Origin of the sequence: Kitasatospora sp. NBC_00240 (assembly GCF_026342405.1) — a bacterium.
Classification (GTDB): Bacteria; Actinomycetota; Actinomycetes; order Streptomycetales; family Streptomycetaceae; genus Kitasatospora.
This window is the reverse complement of record NZ_JAPEMU010000001.1, coordinates 5,438,052-5,452,537: the sequence shown is the minus strand read 5'-3', so window position 1 is coordinate 5,452,537 and position 14,486 is coordinate 5,438,052. Positions and strand designations below refer to the sequence as shown.

The following is a 14,486-nucleotide window of genomic DNA, read 5'->3' as shown; positions in this document are numbered from 1 at the left end:
GTTGACGCTCCCCGGGCGCGACGCTTCACTCGAGGTGTAGGCACGGAAGTGTGCCCGTCACGAGGAGGGTCCAGCGCCATGAAGGCAACCCCCACCCGGCCGGCGCCGCCGGTCCGTACCCCCGAGTCCACCGCTCCCCGGTTGCTGCCCGTCCTCGCCGCGGGCTGCGGTTGCGGTCCCGGCTGCGGCTGCGGCTGCCAGAGCGGCGCGCCGTGCCAGTGCGGCGGCGCGAGCGGCGGCTGCTGCGGCCACTGAGCCGGCGCCACGACCACCGGGCCGGGGCCATCGACCCGGGACCACCGACACCGGACCACCGACACCCCACTGAACCGACCCGGCTCCAGAGGGCTGGCGCCGGAACGACCGAAGGCCGGCCGGGGTGCCGCCGCGTTACGGCGGGGCACCCCGGCCGGCCGCGGTCTGTACCCGGGCCAGGCTCAGGACCAGGCCCGGGACAGCCTCGGACCGCGCCCCGGTGTGCTCAGGGCGGGGTCGGCCTGCTCGGCGCGGTGGGCGCGCTCAGAACGTGAGGTCGGTGCAGGAGTAGAACGCGTTGCCGGTGTCGGCGATCTCCCAGACCGCGACGACGACCTGGTGCCCGGTACGACCGGTGGGCAGGGTCGCGCTGTGGCTGAGCGTGGTCGGCGGCTGGGCACCGTTGTAGGGCACGGTCAGGAACGGCGTGAGGTCCAGGTTGGCCCGCGTCACCGGCTGACTGGCGTTGTAGCCGGCCTTGGTGAGGAAGTACCGGAACGACGTGGTGGCATGCCGTGCGGTGAACTTCCAGGTGAAGGTGAGCTTCTGTCCCGCCGTCACCTTGGTGCTGGGCCAGTTGCCGCCGCGCGGGGCGTCCAGTTCGGCGAACCGGGAGTTGCCGCCCGCGCAGATGGTGCCGTCGGACGGGCCGCGCGACGGGAAGCCCTTCGGGCCCTCCACGCTCTGCGGCTCCCACTGGATGTCGCCGCAGCCGGTGACGGTGCCCGCCGCGCACAGCGCGGCGCGGCTCGGCGGGGTGGAGATGTAGCCGTGGGACTGGGCGGGGAACGCGAGACCCAGCGGGACGGCGGCGGCCGCCAGGGTCGCCGCGAGAACATGACGTTTGCGCATGGTGCTCCTCCGTGGGGTGGATGAACACGCCGGACACAGGCCGCGTGTGGGGAGCGGCCGACAGCGTTCGTTGGCATGCCTGCGCCAGGCCAGTACCCCCACGCTAGAAGCCGGGCCCCCCGAGCGTCAATGGTCTGAACCATTTTGAGACGCAGGCCGTTGACGATCGGTCAGTACCCCTGCCCCGCAAGGCAGCCGGGCGGGGGCGGACCACGGCGGCCGGAACGCGAAACGGCCCCGCCCCCCGACGCGGGGAGCGGGGCCGGACCGGCCGATGGGAGTTCGGACTACTTCTTGCCCTGGTTCTTGACCGCCTCGATGGCCGCCGCGGCGGCGTCGGCGTCGAGGTAGCGGCCGCCCTTGGCGACCGGCTTGAAGTCGGCGTCGAGCTCGTAGACCAGCGGGATGCCGGTCGGGATGTTCAGGCCCGCGATGTCCTCGTCGGAGATGCCGTCGAGGTGCTTGACCAGCGCGCGCAGGCTGTTGCCGTGGGCGGTGACCAGGACGGTCTTGCCGGCGGCGAGGTCCGGGACGATCGCGTCGTACCAGTACGGCAGCATCCGGTCGACGACGTCCTTGAGGCACTCGGTCCGCGGACGCAGCTCGCTCGGGATCTCGGCGTAGCGGGCGTCGCCGGCCTGCGAGTACTCGTTGTCGTCGGCCAGCACCGGCGGCGGGGTGTCGTACGAGCGGCGCCAGAGCTGGAACTGCTCCTCGCCGAACTCGGCGAGCGTCTGTGCCTTGTCCTTGCCCTGCAGGGCGCCGTAGTGGCGCTCGTTCAGCCGCCAGCTGCGGCTGACCGGGATCCAGTGTCGGTCGGCCTTGTCCAGCGCGATCTGCGAGGTGCGGATGGCGCGGCGCAGCAGCGAGGTGTGCAGCACGTCCGGGAGGAAGCCTTCGGCGGCGAGCAGCTCGCCACCACGGGCGGCCTCCTTCTCGCCCTTCTCGTTGAGGTCGACGTCGACCCAACCGGTGAACAGGTTCTTCTGGTTCCACTGGCTCTCGCCGTGGCGGAGCAGGATCAGTCGGTAGGTCGTATCAGCCATGACCCCCAGCTTAGTGGAGGGGATTTAAGGGACTGACAGGCGCCGGGGGCACTGTGTAATGTGTGCTCATCGCCAGAGCCACTTACTGTCCCGATGTCCGGTCCACCCCGTACCGCTCACCGTGACACCTGCCGTCCGGGAGTCCCGCATGCCCGTCCCCGCCCGAATCAGCAGCACCGCGCGGGAGACGCTGGGCGGCCTCCCGCGCCAGTTCTGGTGGCTCTGGACCTCCACCCTGGTCAACCGGCTCGGCGGATTCGTGGTCACCTTCCTGGCCCTGTACCTGACCGCCGACCGCGGCTACTCGGCCTCGTACGCCGGTCTGGTCGCCGCGCTCTTCGGCCTCGGCTCGGCCGTCGCCGCCCTCGGCGCCGGGGTGCTGACCGACCGGATCGGCCGGCGCCCCACCCTGGTCACCGCCCAGCTCGGGACGGCGGTCTTCACCGCGGTGCTGGGCTTCTCGGACGGCCCGGCGGCGATCGCGGTGGTGGCCTTCCTGGTCGGGCTCTTCAACAACGCCTCCCGGCCCGCCGTCTCCGCGATGATCGCGGACCTGGTGCCGGCCGCCGACCGGGTCCGGGCCTACTCGCTGAACTACTGGGCGATCAACATCGGCTTCGGGGTCTCCGCCGCGGCGGCCGGCCTGATCGCCACCCACGGCTACCTGGCGCTCTTCCTGCTGGACGCGCTCTCCACGCTGCTCTGCGCGGTGCTGATCTTCGTGAAGATCCCGGAGACCAGGCCCGACGCGCCCGCCGCCCGCCCGGACGAGCCGACCGTCGGCCTGGCCACCGTGTTCCGCGACGCCCGGTTCATGACCGTGGTCGCCCTCAACGTGCTGCTGGCCCTGGTCGCCCAGCAGGGCAGCACCACGCTGGCCGTCGACATGGGGCAGGCCGGCATCTCCAGCACGCAGTACGGGCTGGTGATCGGCCTCAACGGCCTGCTGATCGTGCTGCTGCAGATCCCGGTGACCCGGCTGATGGAGGGCCGCGACCGGACGGCCCTGCTGGTCGCCAGCGCGCTGCTGACCGGCTGGGGCTTCGGGCTGACGGCCCTGGCCGGCTCCTCCGCGATGCTCTTCGCGGCCACCGTCGCGGTCTGGACGATCGGCGAGATCATGAACGCGCCGACCATGATGGGACTGGTCGCCGAGCTCTCCCCGACCCACGCGCGCGGCCGCTACCAGGGCGTCTACTCGCTCTCCTGGTCGCTGGCGTCCTTCCTCGGCCCGGCCGTCGGCGGGCTGCTCCTGCAGTACGCGGGCGGCGGCGCGGTCTGGGGCGCCTGCGCGGTCTGCGGGACGCTCGCCGCGGCGGGCCACCTGGTGCTCGGCCGCCGGACGTCCGGCCCGGTGGCGGCGGACCTGCCCGGGGTGGCGGCGGACCTGCCCGGGACGCCCCGGGTGACGCTGCCCGAGCAGCCGAGCGCGGAGCGGGCTGTCGCCAGCAAGGACGCTGCCGACAGCGCCGGCTGCGGAGCCGCCGGCGGTGACCGGGGCGCGAGCGCCTGAGGCCCGGCCGGGGCCGCGCCCCGGCTCAGGCCGGGGACGGCCCTCCGGCCGGAGCGGCGTCGCCGGCGGCCGGCCGGCCGGGTTCCCGGGGCCCGGCGAGATGGGCGAAGGCGTCGAGGTTCCGGGTCGACTCGCCGCGCTTGGTGCGCCACTCCCACTCGCGGCGGATCGCGGAGGCGAAGCCGAGTTCGAGCAGGGTGTTGAACGGCTCGTCCGCGCTCTGCAGCACCGTGCCGAGCAGGCGGTCCACCGAGTCGGGGGTGAGCGCCTCCAGCGGCAGCCGGCCCGCGAGGTAGACGTCGCCGAGGGCGTCGATCGCGTACGCGACCCCGTACAGCTTGGTGTTGCGCTCCAGCAGCCAGCGGTAGACGCCCTCGTGGTTCTCGTCGGGGCGGCGGATCACGAAGGCGTTCACGGACAGCGTGTGGTCGCCGACCCGCAGCGCACAGGCGGTGCTCAGTTTGCGGGTCCCCGGCAGTGTCGCGACCAGCGTGAACGGGTCGGTGGCGGCGGGCTCCCAGGCCACCCCGGCTTCGTCCAGGGCGGTACGCAGGAGGGTCAGGGCCTCGTCCTTGGTGCGGATTGCCATGAGGGTGACGTTACCCGCCGGTACCGCCGGCGCGCAGCAACGGGCGCCGCCCGGCGCCCGGGCGTCCCCGTCCGCCCGGGCGTCCCGTGCCTCAGGCCAGCCGCAGGCGGGAGTTGCCGAGTCGGCCGGCGGGCCGGCCCAGGGTGCCCGCGTACACCTCGGCGGTACTTGCGGCGGCCGCGCCCCAGCCGAACTCGGCGGCGTGCCGGGCGGCGGCCCGGCCCCGGTCGCGGACCAGCCCCGGCTCGGTGGCGTAGGGCTTCAGCGCCCGGGCCCAGTCGCCGGGGTCGTGGCCGGCCACCAGGCTGCCCGTGACACCGTCGCGGACGGCGACCGGCAGGCCGCCGACGGCCGCGGCCACCACGGGCGTCCCGCAGGCCTGGGCCTCCAGGGCGACCAGGCCGAAGGACTCGCTGTACGAGGGCATCACCAGGGCCGTCGCGGCGCGGTACCAGTCGGCCAGGCGGTCCTGCCCGACCGGCGGGTGGAACCGGACCACGTCGCCGATGCCGAGCTCGGCGGCGAGCTTGTGCAGGCTCTCCGGCTTGGCCAGCCCGCTGCCGGAGGGGCCGCCGACGATCGGGACGACCAGCCGCTCGCGCAGCCCGGGCTCCCGGTCGAGCAGTACCGCAACCGCGCGCAGCAGGACGTCCGGGGCCTTCAGCGGCTGGATCCGGCCCGCGAACAGCAGCACGGCGGCGTCCTGCGGGAGGCCCAGCCGGGACCTGGCGGCCTGCTGGTCCCCCGGGCGGAAGACGTCCAGGTTGACGCCGGGGTGGACGACGGCGAGCTGGTCGGGCCGGGCGGCGTAGTGCAGGGCCAGCTCGGCCGCCTCCTCGGCGGTGTTGGCGATCAGGCGGTCGGCGGCCTCGACCACCTGTGTCTCGCCGATCACCCGGGCCGGCGGCTCGGGGCTGTCGCCCTCGGCCAACGCGGCGTTCTTGACCTTGGCCATGGTGTGCATGGTGTGCACCAGCGGCACGCCCCAGCGCTGCGCGGCCAGCCAGCCGACCTGACCGGAGAGCCAGTAGTGCGAGTGGACGAGGTCGTAGTGCCCGGGACGGTGACCGGCCTCGGTCCGCAGCACGCCGTGGGTGAAGGCGCACAGCTGGGCCGGCAGGTCCTCCTTGATCAGACCCTCGAACGGCCCGGCGGTGACGTGCCGCACCAGCACGCCCGGGGCCAGCTCGACGGTGGGGGCGTCGTCCGAGCAGACCGCCCGGGTGAACACCTCCACCTCGATGTTGAGCTCGGCGAGGCGCTTGGCCAGCTCGACGATGTAGACGTTCATCCCGCCCGCGTCACCCGTACCGGGCTGGTGCAAGGGCGAGGTGTGCACGCTGAGCATGGCTATCCGGCGCGGCCGGCGGGACCTGGCGCCGACCAGCGTCTGCAGCCGGCCACGGCCGGGCTGGCCCTGGACACGACGAACCGAACGGACAGGGTCCTGGATCACCTGGCTGAAGCCTCCTCTGTGCTCCCCCACTTCTTCCTGCTGCCACTGCCGTGCCGCGGCGACACTGCCGCGTACCGCCCCCTCGTCGCGGCCCTCCCCCGTGCCACCCCGCGCCGCCGTACCGCCGAGGTCCCGCCTCGCCGCTCGCCCGGAGCCGGCCGCCGTCTCCCCCGGCCACCGCTCCTTGGTCACAGCCCGGTGCAGGCGTGTTCGCAGACACCGGTCGGCGGCGTCTGCCGGCCGGTGGGGCCGACCGGGCGCACGCCGCCACCAGTGTGCCAACCACGGGCCTTCGGCCCACATTCCCGTCCCGCTCCATGAGATCCGCCGGAGGGCGGCGCGTACCCTGCTGGGATGGCCGCTTCCTTCGATCCCGCACCCCCGACGACCCGGGGCCGGGCGGCCCGACCGCTCGGAACGGTCACCCGCGGCACCACCAACACCAACCGGCTGCGGCGGATGGACCGCTGGATCGCCCACACCCTCGGCCCGGCGCTGCGCGCGTCCGACCGGCCGCCGGTCGCGGTCGACCTGGGGTACGGGGCCGCGCCGTGGACGGCGGTGGAGCTTTCCGCCCGGCTGCGCGCCGTCCGGGCCGACGTCCGGGTGGTGGGGATCGAGATCGAGCCGGATCGGGTCGCGGCGGCCCTCCCGCACGCCGTGCCCCCGCTGCTGACCTTCCGGCGCGGGGGCTTCGAGGTGCCGCTGGACGGCGGCGTGCCCGCGCAGCTGATCCGGGCGGCCAACGTGCTGCGGCAGTACGAGGAGACGGCGGTGGCCGCCGTCTGGGACCGGCTGCGCGGGCGGCTGGCGCCGGACGGGCTGCTGGTCGAGGGCACCTGCGACGAGATCGGGCGGCGGCACGTCTGGGTGGCGATCGGCCCCGAGGGCCCCCGGACGGTCACCTTCGCGGCCCGGTTGGGCGGCCTCGGGCAGCCCTCCGACCTGGCCGAACGGCTCCCGAAGGCGCTGATCCACCACAACGTGCCCGGCCGGCCGGTGCACGCCTTCCTGGCGGACTTCGACCGGGCGTGGGCGGCGGCCGCGCCGTACGGGGCGTTCGGCGCCCGGCAGCGCTGGGTGGCCGCGTGCACGGCGCTGAGCGGCAGCTGGCCCCTGCTGGACGCGCGTGGCCGGTGGCGGCAGGGCGAGGTCACCGTGCCCTGGACGGCGCTGGCGCCCCAGCCCTAGGACGGCAGAGCCGGGCAGACGCGCCGGGGGGCTGGGCAGGCGTCGGCGGTGCAGGCAAGGCCTGCCGGGATCGGGCGGGAACCGGCAGGTGGCGGCACCGGCGGGTGTTCCGGTCGGGGAGCTGGGGTGCGATCGCGGGGATTCACTCGAACGAGTTATCGAATTACTCTGGCGTGTTGACGTCCCGTCACGCCACCATGGGGTCAGCCGGTCCGGCCTCGCCGGCACGGCCGCCCCGACCAGTCCTGCCGCAGCACCGCCTCCCCGTGCCCGCCGCCGTGCCCGGGTCCGCATCCGCCTACCCGTCCCCCGCCTCCGCGCCCTGCCGTCCGGCCCGCCGCCTCCCTGCCGTCAGCCACGCTGCTCCAGCGCCCGCAACGCCCGGTCGAACGCCGCGTACGACTCCGCACCGAACAGGACGAACCGCACCTCCACCGGTTCCGGGCCGTCCTCCCCCTTCTCCTCTTCCCCCTTCTCCTCCTTCTGCTTCTCCCGCCCCTCTTCTCCCGCCTGCGAACCGAAGGCCGCGTCCGCCACCGTGGTGAGCGCGATCCGGGCCGCGTCGTCCAGCGGCCAGCCGTACACCCCGGCCGACACCGCCGGGAAGGCCACCGTCCGCGCACCCAGCTCCGCCGCCACCCGTAGCGACTCCCGATAGCAGGAGGCCAGCAACTCAGCCCGCCGTTCGTAGTCCTCGGCCAGATACACCGGCCCCACCGTGTGCACCACCCAGCGGGCCGGCAGCCGCCCGGCCGTCGTCGCGACCGCTCTGCCGATCTGCAGGCCCTTGCCGTAGTGGGAGGCCCGCAGCGCCCGGCATTCCGCCAGGATCTCGGGGCCGCCCTTGCGGTGGATGGCTCCGTCGACGCCACCACCACCCAGGAGCGAGGAGTTCGCGGCGTTCACCACCACGTCCACCCGCTGCTCGGTGATGTCACCCTCGATCAGCGTGATCCCCAACACCGCTCTGTCCTCCCGTCCCCGGCCCGGATTCGCCGGGCCGCCCATGTCGTTCACGCTATCCGGACGAGCCGGCAGCGGCGTGGCGATAGCCACACCGAAGCCGACGAGCCACAGAAATCCCCGGAGATCACGTTATGGTCGCGAGAAGTTCCCCGACACGCGGTGCCAGGCGGGCACTGCGCACGGATGCCGACCGTTGCCCAGTCGGGGAAAGGGAGGATCGACCGATGCCCGCAACGGGAGACGGGCGGGCACCTGGCGCCGGTGACCCACCGGGCGCCCTCGCCGGTGCCCGTGACGGCCGTGCCCGCAGCCGGACGGTCCGCGAGGAGCGGCCGGCACCCACCACGGTGGCCGCCGCGCCGATACCGCACCCGCGCGGCACCCCCGCCCAGGACAGCGCCCCCACCCAGGCCGCCCGCCCGGCCCCCCTGGAGGCCGCCCCGCTCAAGGTGCTGGTGATCGAGGACGACGCCTCGGACGCCGAGCTGATCAAGGCGGCGGTGGCCGGCAGCGGCGCGTCCTTCGAGATCCACTGGGCGCACAGCCTGGACCACGCCGTCGACCTGCTCGCACCCCCTCCCCCGTGGACCCGTCGGGGCCGCACACGCGGCACCGACTTCGGCTGCGTACTCCTGGACCTCGCCGCCCCGACCGGCCGGCCGGCCACCGCGGCCCCGGACCACGGGCGGCCCGACCACAGCCGGCTCGCCACGACCGGGGCCGGGGCCGGGGAGGCCTCCGACGGCCTGGACGGGCTGCGCGAGCTGCTGCGCCGGGCCCCGCAGACCGCCGTGGTCGTCCTCACCGACGCCGCCGGCGCCGAACTGGGGGCAGCCGCCGTCGCGGCGGGTGCCCAGGACTTCCTGATCAAGCACGAGACCAACGGTCCGCTGCTCGCCCGGGCCCTGCGCTACGCGGTGGAGCGCAAGCGGGCCGACGAGTCGCAGCGGCGGCTGGTCGAGGCCGAGCTGCGCGGCCAGGAGAACGCCCGGCTCCAGCGCCATCTGCTCCCGACCCCGCTGCTCGACGGCGCCGGGCTCGCCTTCACCCGGCGCTACCGCCCGGGTCGCCGCCGGGCCCTGCTCGGCGGCGACTTCTACGACGCCGTCCGCACCGACGACGGCACCGTCCACGTGGTGATCGGCGACGTCTGCGGGCACGGCCCCGACGAAGCCGCCCTCGGCGTGGCCCTGCGGATAGCGTGGCGCACCCTGGTGTTCGCCGGCCTCACCGGCGAGGAGCTGCTGACCACGCTTCAGCACGTGCTGGAGCACGAGCGCCGCAGCGACGAGATCTTCGCGACACTCTGCATGCTCGTCATCGAGCCCGGCGACGACCCGACCGGTCCGGCCGCCCGCACCGACCGGACCGCGAAGGCCACGAAGCCGGCCGGCGCCCCGGCGGTCACCCGGGCCGACGGCCGGAGCCCGGCGGCGGACGGCGCGGTCGAGCACGCCCGGCTCTACCTCGCCGGGCACCCCGTCCCGCTGCTCCTCGGCCCGGACCACACCCCCGAGCTGCTCCCCGCCGGGCAGGCCGGCCCCGCCCTGGGGCTGCTCCCCTGCGACGACTGCGAGGCCGCCTGGCCGGCGCAGCGGCTGGAGCTGCGGCCCGGGTGGCGCCTGCTGCTCTACACCGACGGGCTGGTCGAGGGCCGGGTCGGCGCGGGCTCCCGGCGGCTCGGCCAGGACGGCCTGGCCGAGCTGATCGGCGACCACCAGGCCGCCGGGCTCACCCGGGGCCGGCTGGTCGACAGCGCGATCGCCGAGGTCGAGGAGCTCAACGGCGGGGCGCTGACGGACGACGTCGCCGTCCTGCTGCTCGAACGCAATCCCGCCCCGCTGATCCTGGGCTGAGCTGGTCCTGGGCCGAGCTGCTCCTGGGCCGAGCTGGTCCTGGGCCGAACCGAACGGCGTCCCGCGGCCGGGGCCGCCTTCGGGCGGCGCCCCTCCAGGCGGTGCGCCGTCCGGGGATGAGAACGCCGACGGGCCGGGTGCCTGCGCACCCGGCCCGTCCACGCACGGCCGGCCCGTCCTGGCCGACCTGCCGTCACCAGGGCCCGTAGGGGCCCGTGTTCCGCTTGTTGTTCCCGCCCCGACCGTCCGTCAGCTGCTTGATCGCCGGTCGGACGTCGACCATGTAGACGATCGCGGCGACCAAGCCGCCGAGCGTCAGGAAGCTGTACAGGAAGTTCGCCCCGAACAGCAGGTCGAAGCCGAACGCGATACCCAGGAGGATCAGCCAGAACGGCTTGCTCTTCTTGTCGGCCGCCCGGTAGGCGTCGTCCCGCCGGCTCGCGGCGTCGAGCAACGCGGCCAGCTTGAACCCCAGGATTCCGACGGCCAGCCACCAGAAGGGGTTCAGGAAGTCGAAGGCCAGCACCTGGCCCAATCCGCCCACTACGGTCTCCTCACTCAGGCCCGCCCCGTTACGGCGGCGACGCCGCCCTTCGCGGCATGGCCACCCTGCTCGTTCAGGTGACAACGTACCGGGGCACCCGAATGTGCCCGGGCCCGCCCGGCTCGGCGGGCACCGCCCGCCGGCCGGCAGCTCGTGGCTGCCACGCTCCGCCTACCCGCCGGGGCGGGTGATCACCCGTCGCGGACCTCCCGAGGTCCGCGACGGCCGCCGTCCGCGGGTACTACTTCTGGGTGCTGCTCCGGCGCGCCCGCGGGGCCTTCTTCTCCGTCGGCCCCTCGGCGTCGGCCGCGTCGTCCCCGCTCGCGTCGCCCGTCACGGGCGCGTCGTCCTCGCCGTCCTCGTCCTCGACGAGCTCCGCCTCGACCGGCTCGGCCTGCTCGGGGACGGCCGTCCGGGGCAGCTCGCCGGCCTCCTCGCCGCGGCCCTTGTCGACCACGCCCTTGCCGCGGACGGCCAGCTCGTCGTACGTCTCCTTGGCCTTCACGGCCAGCTCGACGGCGCGGCCGACCTGCTGGAGCGCGAAGGTCTGCGCCTTCTCCTGCAGCACCTTGAGGTCGGTCGGGAGGGTGTTGACCGACTCGGTCACCTTGGCCTGCGCCTCGACCAGCCGGGCCTGGGCCTCCTGCAGTCGCGCGGTGGCGCGCTCCTGGGTGGCCTTGCGGTCCGCCGCGAGCGCCTCGACCTTGCCGGGCACCTCCCGCAGCTTCTCGTAGGCCAGGTCGCCGGCACCGGCGAGGGCGTACAGCGGGGTCGGGTCGTTGAGGGTCTTCTTGATCTCGTCGGTGATCGGCATGGCTGGTCCTCCTGGCGTCTAGATCTCTCGGTCGCGGCCGGCCTGCGCGGTCGGCTGCTCGGCCCGCGGTGCGTCCTGCTCCCCGTCGGCGGCCTGGTCCTGCTGCGGGGCCGCACCCTTGCGGGCCGGGCCCCTCGGAGCCGTGTTCTCTCTCAAGAAGGTGTCGTAGACCGCGAGCAGCGCGTGCTTCTGCTGCTCGTTGATCAGGGGGTCGGCCAGGATCGCGGCCCGTAGTTCGAGGCCCTCCCCACGCCGCTCCTCCAGAATCCCGGCCTGGACGTAGAGCGTCTCCGCCGAGATCCGCAGCGCCTTGGCGATCTGCTGCAGGATCTCCGCACTCGGCTTGCGCAGCCCGCGCTCGATCTGGCTGAGGTACGGGTTGGACACGCCGGCGGCCTCCGCCAACTGTCGGAGCGAGTACTGCGCGGTGCGCCGCTGCTCGCGGATGTACTCGCCGAGCGAGCCGACATTCAGTGAGGCCATGGCCCCAGCCTGCCCGACCGTGCTTGCAATTGCAAGCACATTGCTAGCGGGAGCAACCACGCGTGTCGCCCCGCCGCGCCCGCGGCCTCCCGTCCCGACCCCCGCCGCACCGACCCCGCAGGCGGCGGCCCCTGGAAACCACGCAGGAGGCCCCGGAGCTTCAGGAGGCCTCGACCGCCGCCTTGATCCGCCGGGCGAAGGCGTCGGCGTCCTTGCGTGCCGCGCTCAGTGCCAGCCCGACCAGGAGCTTGCCCACGCCGTGGCCCTCCAGGTCGTTGAAGACCCGCAGCCTGGTCCCGCCACCGGGGCTGGGCTCCAGGTCGTAGCCGCCCTCGGCGGTCACCAGGTTCTTCGAGATCTCGGTCCAGCGGATCCGGCCGGGCGGGTCGAAGGCGGTGATCCGGAACTCGCGCCGGGTCTTCATCCCGGCGTCCTTGACCGTGCTGGCGTAGACCGTGCCGACCCCGGTCGGGCCGTCCGTCCGCTTCGTCATCTCCAGCACCCGGGGGCTGAACCGGCGGTCGTTCTCGCCGTTCGCGAGGAACGCGAAGACCTCAGCCACCGGACGGTCGATGTCGACCGTTCCCTCGAAGCGACCGCCCATGAGCACTCCTCTGATCGCTCGCGCCCGGCCCGGGAGTCGAACGCGAGGTGCGGGGCCGGCCGCCCGGCACGCGGGGAGCCGGCGTCCGGAGCGCCGGCGCGCGGGATGCGCGATCCGGCGGCCCGGGTGCGGGCATCATCCCAAACCCGTCGGGGAGCACCCGGCAGGCTCGCCAGCACACCCGGGAGCCGGCCCGCCGGCAACCACCGCGACGGTCGAAGCCCCTCCCCTGCAACCCCGGTGACACCCCGGCACCCGCGGCGCCGCCCGGTGCGGCAGGCCGAATTCCGTGGAAGGGCGCCCGCCCGGCATGTGATCATGCCCGGATGCCGCACTTCACCTCGTACGACGGAACCCGGCTCCGGTACGACACCGCCGGCGACGGCCCGCCGCTGCTGGCGCTCGCCGGCGGGCCCGGAATGGACGCCCGCTACCTGGGGACGCTCGGCGGGCTCGACGCCGGGCGGACGGTGGTCAGGCTGCACGCCCGGGCGACCGGGCTCTCCGACGTCCCCGAGGACCGGGCGAGTTGCTCGTTCGCGGCGCAGGCCCGGGACGTGGAGGAGCTGCGCCGCCACCTCGCGCTGGAGCGGGTCGACCTGCTCGCCCACTCGGCCGGCTCGCTGGTCGCCCAGCGGTACGCCGCCGAGGCCCCCGAGCGGGTCGGCCGACTGGTGCTGGTGACGCCGGTGGGCCGGGCGGCGAGGGAACCGGACGAGGCGGAGCTGGCGGAGATCCGGGCCGGCCGGGCGGGCGAGGCCTGGTACCCGCAGGCCGCGGCGGCCGAGCGGAGGCTCGCCGGCGGGGCCGAGCCGACGCCCGAACTCCTGGCCGAGATGGCCCCGTTCAACTGGGGGGTCTGGAACGACGCCGCCCGCCGGGAGACCGCCCGGCCGCTCGTCCCCCCGCCGCCGTGGCTCCGGCAGGCCTTCTACGCGTCGGCCGGCGAGCCTGTCCCCCTGCCGGGGACCGAGATCCTGGCGCTCGCGGGCGCCCTGGACGGCCTGATCGGTACCGCGCCCGCCCGGCTGGTCGCCGCCTGCCATCCACGCGCCCGACTGGAGGTACTGGCCGGCTCCGGCCATCGGCCGTGGATCGAGGAACCCGGCCGGTTCGCCTCCCTGGTGGGGGAGTTCCTGTCCGGCCGGGGATGACTCCTCGTCCGCTCAGGCGAGTTCGGGGATCCGGACGGGCATCAGAAGCGAGAAGGTACCCTCCCGGCCGGCCGCGCGGATCGCCAACGGGGTGATCGGACTGCCGAGTTCGAGCACCAGCTGCTCCGAGGCGCCGGCCCGGAGGGCGTCCAGCAGGAACTCCCGGTCGACCGCCACCTGGACGGCCTCGCCCGAGGTGTCCTCGGCCGGCCCCCCGGCCGCGGACAGCTCGCCGTCCGGGCCGACGCTGAGCACGGTGACCTCGTAGTCCGCCCCGTCCGCGGCGCGCTTCATCAGCCGCACGTCCGCGTCGGTCACCGCCCGGCGCAGCGCCGAGGCCGTGATCTCGACCCGCCGGGTGTGCTCCAGCCGGATCAGCCGCCGGTAGTCCGGGTAGTCGTGGTCCAGGCCGGCGCCCTCGATCCGGTGTCCGCCGGCCTCCAGGGCGAACCGGGCCGCGCCGACGGTCAGCACGGCCTCCGCGCAGCCGGTGAGCAGGGCGCGGGCGCCGTCCACCAGCGCCGCCGGGACGATCGCGGCGGCCGGCGAGGCCGCGGCGGCGCCGTCCACCGCCCGGGCGGGCACCGCGGCGAGCGCCATCCGGTAGCGGTCGGTGGCGACCAGCCGCAGCTGCTCCCCCTCGATCTCGAACAGCACCCCGGCCAGGACGGGCAGTTCGGGGTCACCGCCGACGGCGAAGCGGACGGCGTCCAGGGCGGCCGCGAGTTCGGCGGCGGCGAGGGTGACGGTGCTCTCGGGACGGATCGGGTTCATCGGGTGCTCCCTCTGGTCGAGAAGTGCTCGGACGAAGGAGAGCTCGCGCCGGGCGTCGGACAGTCCGTCCTCCAGCCGGCGCAGGTGCGCGTCGACGATCCGGTGGGCCTCGCCGGTGCCGGGCACCGCCGTGAGGACGAGCCGGATCTCGGCCGGCGGCAGGCCCACCCGGCGCAGCCGTCCGACCAGCCTGGCGTCGGCCAGCTGCTCGGGCGCGTACCAGCGGTACCCGGTCTGCGGGTCGACCCGGGCGGGCCGGAGCACGCCGGCGCCGTCGTAGAACCGCAGGGCGCTCACGGTGAGGCCGCTGTCCCTGGCCGTCTCGCCGATGCTGCGCATGTCGCTCTCCATACCGGGGACTCTGGGGGCTCGACCAGGTCGAGGGTCAA

14 protein-coding genes are annotated in these 14,486 nt (G+C 74.7%); 4 read left to right on the top strand and 10 right to left on the bottom strand.

The genetic code is table 11. The features are described from left to right. Positions 1–519: 519 nt before the first annotated feature. Together OG689_RS23160 and OG689_RS23155 are read right to left on the bottom strand one after the other, a co-directional pair. Positions 520–1,107: a lytic polysaccharide monooxygenase gene (locus OG689_RS23160; protein ID WP_266322826.1), complete on the bottom strand. Its 588-nt coding sequence runs from the start codon at positions 1,105–1,107 to the stop codon at positions 520–522. Between the two features lie 287 nt (positions 1,108–1,394). Continuing rightward, complete coding sequence (locus OG689_RS23155; RefSeq protein WP_266322825.1) at positions 1,395–2,153, bottom strand: phosphoglyceromutase; 759 nt, start codon at positions 2,151–2,153, stop codon at positions 1,395–1,397. A 148-nt stretch (positions 2,154–2,301) separates the two neighbouring features. Between OG689_RS23155 and OG689_RS23150 the strand changes: the two genes are divergently transcribed. After that, entirely contained in the window at positions 2,302–3,666 is a 1,365-nt protein-coding gene (locus OG689_RS23150) for an MFS transporter (protein ID WP_266322824.1), read from the top strand. 25 nt (positions 3,667–3,691) lie between these two features. Here OG689_RS23150 and OG689_RS23145 read toward each other — a convergent pair whose 3' ends face one another. Further along, positions 3,692–4,255: a YbjN domain-containing protein gene (locus tag OG689_RS23145; RefSeq protein ID WP_266322823.1), complete on the bottom strand. Its 564-nt coding sequence runs from the start codon at positions 4,253–4,255 to the stop codon at positions 3,692–3,694. A 91-nt stretch (positions 4,256–4,346) separates the two neighbouring features. After that, entirely contained in the window at positions 4,347–5,651 is a 1,305-nt protein-coding gene (mshA, locus tag OG689_RS23140) for a D-inositol-3-phosphate glycosyltransferase (protein WP_266327361.1), read from the bottom strand. Between the two features lie 414 nt (positions 5,652–6,065). On the opposite strand from mshA, the gene OG689_RS23135 reads away from it, so the two are divergent. Beyond that, positions 6,066–6,902 carry a class I SAM-dependent methyltransferase gene (locus tag OG689_RS23135; RefSeq protein ID WP_266322822.1) on the top strand — a complete coding sequence of 279 codons (837 nt, stop codon included), beginning with the start codon at positions 6,066–6,068 and terminating at the stop codon, positions 6,900–6,902. Between the two features lie 351 nt (positions 6,903–7,253). Here OG689_RS23135 and OG689_RS23130 read toward each other — a convergent pair whose 3' ends face one another. Next, positions 7,254–7,865 (bottom strand): O-acetyl-ADP-ribose deacetylase, encoded by a 612-nt coding sequence (locus OG689_RS23130; RefSeq protein WP_266322821.1) that lies wholly within the window; start codon positions 7,863–7,865, stop codon positions 7,254–7,256. Positions 7,866–8,092: 227 nt separating this feature from the next. Here OG689_RS23130 and OG689_RS23125 point away from each other — a divergent pair, with 227 nt between their 5' ends. After that, complete coding sequence (locus OG689_RS23125; protein WP_266322820.1) at positions 8,093–9,724, top strand: SpoIIE family protein phosphatase; 1,632 nt, start codon at positions 8,093–8,095, stop codon at positions 9,722–9,724. A gap of 193 nt (positions 9,725–9,917) precedes the next feature. Here the strand turns inward: OG689_RS23125 and OG689_RS23120 are convergent, their stop codons facing one another. The 4 genes from OG689_RS23120 to OG689_RS23105 form a co-directional block, all read right to left on the bottom strand. After that, positions 9,918–10,268 (bottom strand): DUF2516 family protein, encoded by a 351-nt coding sequence (locus tag OG689_RS23120; protein WP_266322819.1) that lies wholly within the window; start codon positions 10,266–10,268, stop codon positions 9,918–9,920. A 241-nt stretch (positions 10,269–10,509) separates the two neighbouring features. Then, positions 10,510–11,082 carry a hypothetical protein gene (locus OG689_RS23115; RefSeq protein ID WP_266322818.1) on the bottom strand — a complete coding sequence of 191 codons (573 nt, stop codon included), beginning with the start codon at positions 11,080–11,082 and terminating at the stop codon, positions 10,510–10,512. Between the two features lie 18 nt (positions 11,083–11,100). Continuing rightward, positions 11,101–11,565 carry a helix-turn-helix transcriptional regulator gene (locus tag OG689_RS23110; protein WP_266322817.1) on the bottom strand — a complete coding sequence of 155 codons (465 nt, stop codon included), beginning with the start codon at positions 11,563–11,565 and terminating at the stop codon, positions 11,101–11,103. A gap of 160 nt (positions 11,566–11,725) precedes the next feature. Then, the gene (locus tag OG689_RS23105; RefSeq protein WP_266322816.1) at positions 11,726–12,169 is read right to left on the bottom strand and encodes an SRPBCC family protein; all 444 of its coding nucleotides are present in this window, start codon (positions 12,167–12,169) and stop codon (positions 11,726–11,728) included. Positions 12,170–12,495: 326 nt separating this feature from the next. Between OG689_RS23105 and OG689_RS23100 the strand changes: the two genes are divergently transcribed. Next, positions 12,496–13,323 carry an alpha/beta fold hydrolase gene (locus OG689_RS23100; RefSeq protein ID WP_266322815.1) on the top strand — a complete coding sequence of 276 codons (828 nt, stop codon included), beginning with the start codon at positions 12,496–12,498 and terminating at the stop codon, positions 13,321–13,323. Positions 13,324–13,335: 12 nt separating this feature from the next. Here OG689_RS23100 and OG689_RS23095 read toward each other — a convergent pair whose 3' ends face one another. Further along, positions 13,336–14,448: a MerR family transcriptional regulator gene (locus tag OG689_RS23095; RefSeq protein ID WP_266322814.1), complete on the bottom strand. Its 1,113-nt coding sequence runs from the start codon at positions 14,446–14,448 to the stop codon at positions 13,336–13,338. Positions 14,449–14,486: the final 38 nt, after the last annotated feature.

Excerpts from the sequence above, each read along its gene's own strand:
- OG689_RS23160 (WP_266322826.1), bottom strand. The coding sequence starts at position 1,107 with ATGCGCAAACGTCATGTTCTCGCGGCGACCCTGGCGGCCGCCGCCGTC.
- OG689_RS23125 (WP_266322820.1), top strand. The coding sequence starts at position 8,093 with ATGCCCGCAACGGGAGACGGGCGGGCACCTGGCGCCGGTGACCCACCG.
- OG689_RS23110 (WP_266322817.1), bottom strand. The coding sequence starts at position 11,565 with ATGGCCTCACTGAATGTCGGCTCGCTCGGCGAGTACATCCGCGAGCAG.
- OG689_RS23145 (WP_266322823.1), bottom strand. The coding sequence starts at position 4,255 with ATGGCAATCCGCACCAAGGACGAGGCCCTGACCCTCCTGCGTACCGCC.
- OG689_RS23100 (WP_266322815.1), top strand. The coding sequence starts at position 12,496 with ATGCCGCACTTCACCTCGTACGACGGAACCCGGCTCCGGTACGACACC.
- OG689_RS23115 (WP_266322818.1), bottom strand. The coding sequence starts at position 11,082 with ATGCCGATCACCGACGAGATCAAGAAGACCCTCAACGACCCGACCCCG.
- OG689_RS23155 (WP_266322825.1), bottom strand. The coding sequence starts at position 2,153 with ATGGCTGATACGACCTACCGACTGATCCTGCTCCGCCACGGCGAGAGC.
- OG689_RS23135 (WP_266322822.1), top strand. The coding sequence starts at position 6,066 with ATGGCCGCTTCCTTCGATCCCGCACCCCCGACGACCCGGGGCCGGGCG.
- OG689_RS23105 (WP_266322816.1), bottom strand. The coding sequence starts at position 12,169 with ATGGGCGGTCGCTTCGAGGGAACGGTCGACATCGACCGTCCGGTGGCT.
- OG689_RS23150 (WP_266322824.1), top strand. The coding sequence starts at position 2,302 with ATGCCCGTCCCCGCCCGAATCAGCAGCACCGCGCGGGAGACGCTGGGC.
- OG689_RS23095 (WP_266322814.1), bottom strand. The coding sequence starts at position 14,448 with ATGGAGAGCGACATGCGCAGCATCGGCGAGACGGCCAGGGACAGCGGC.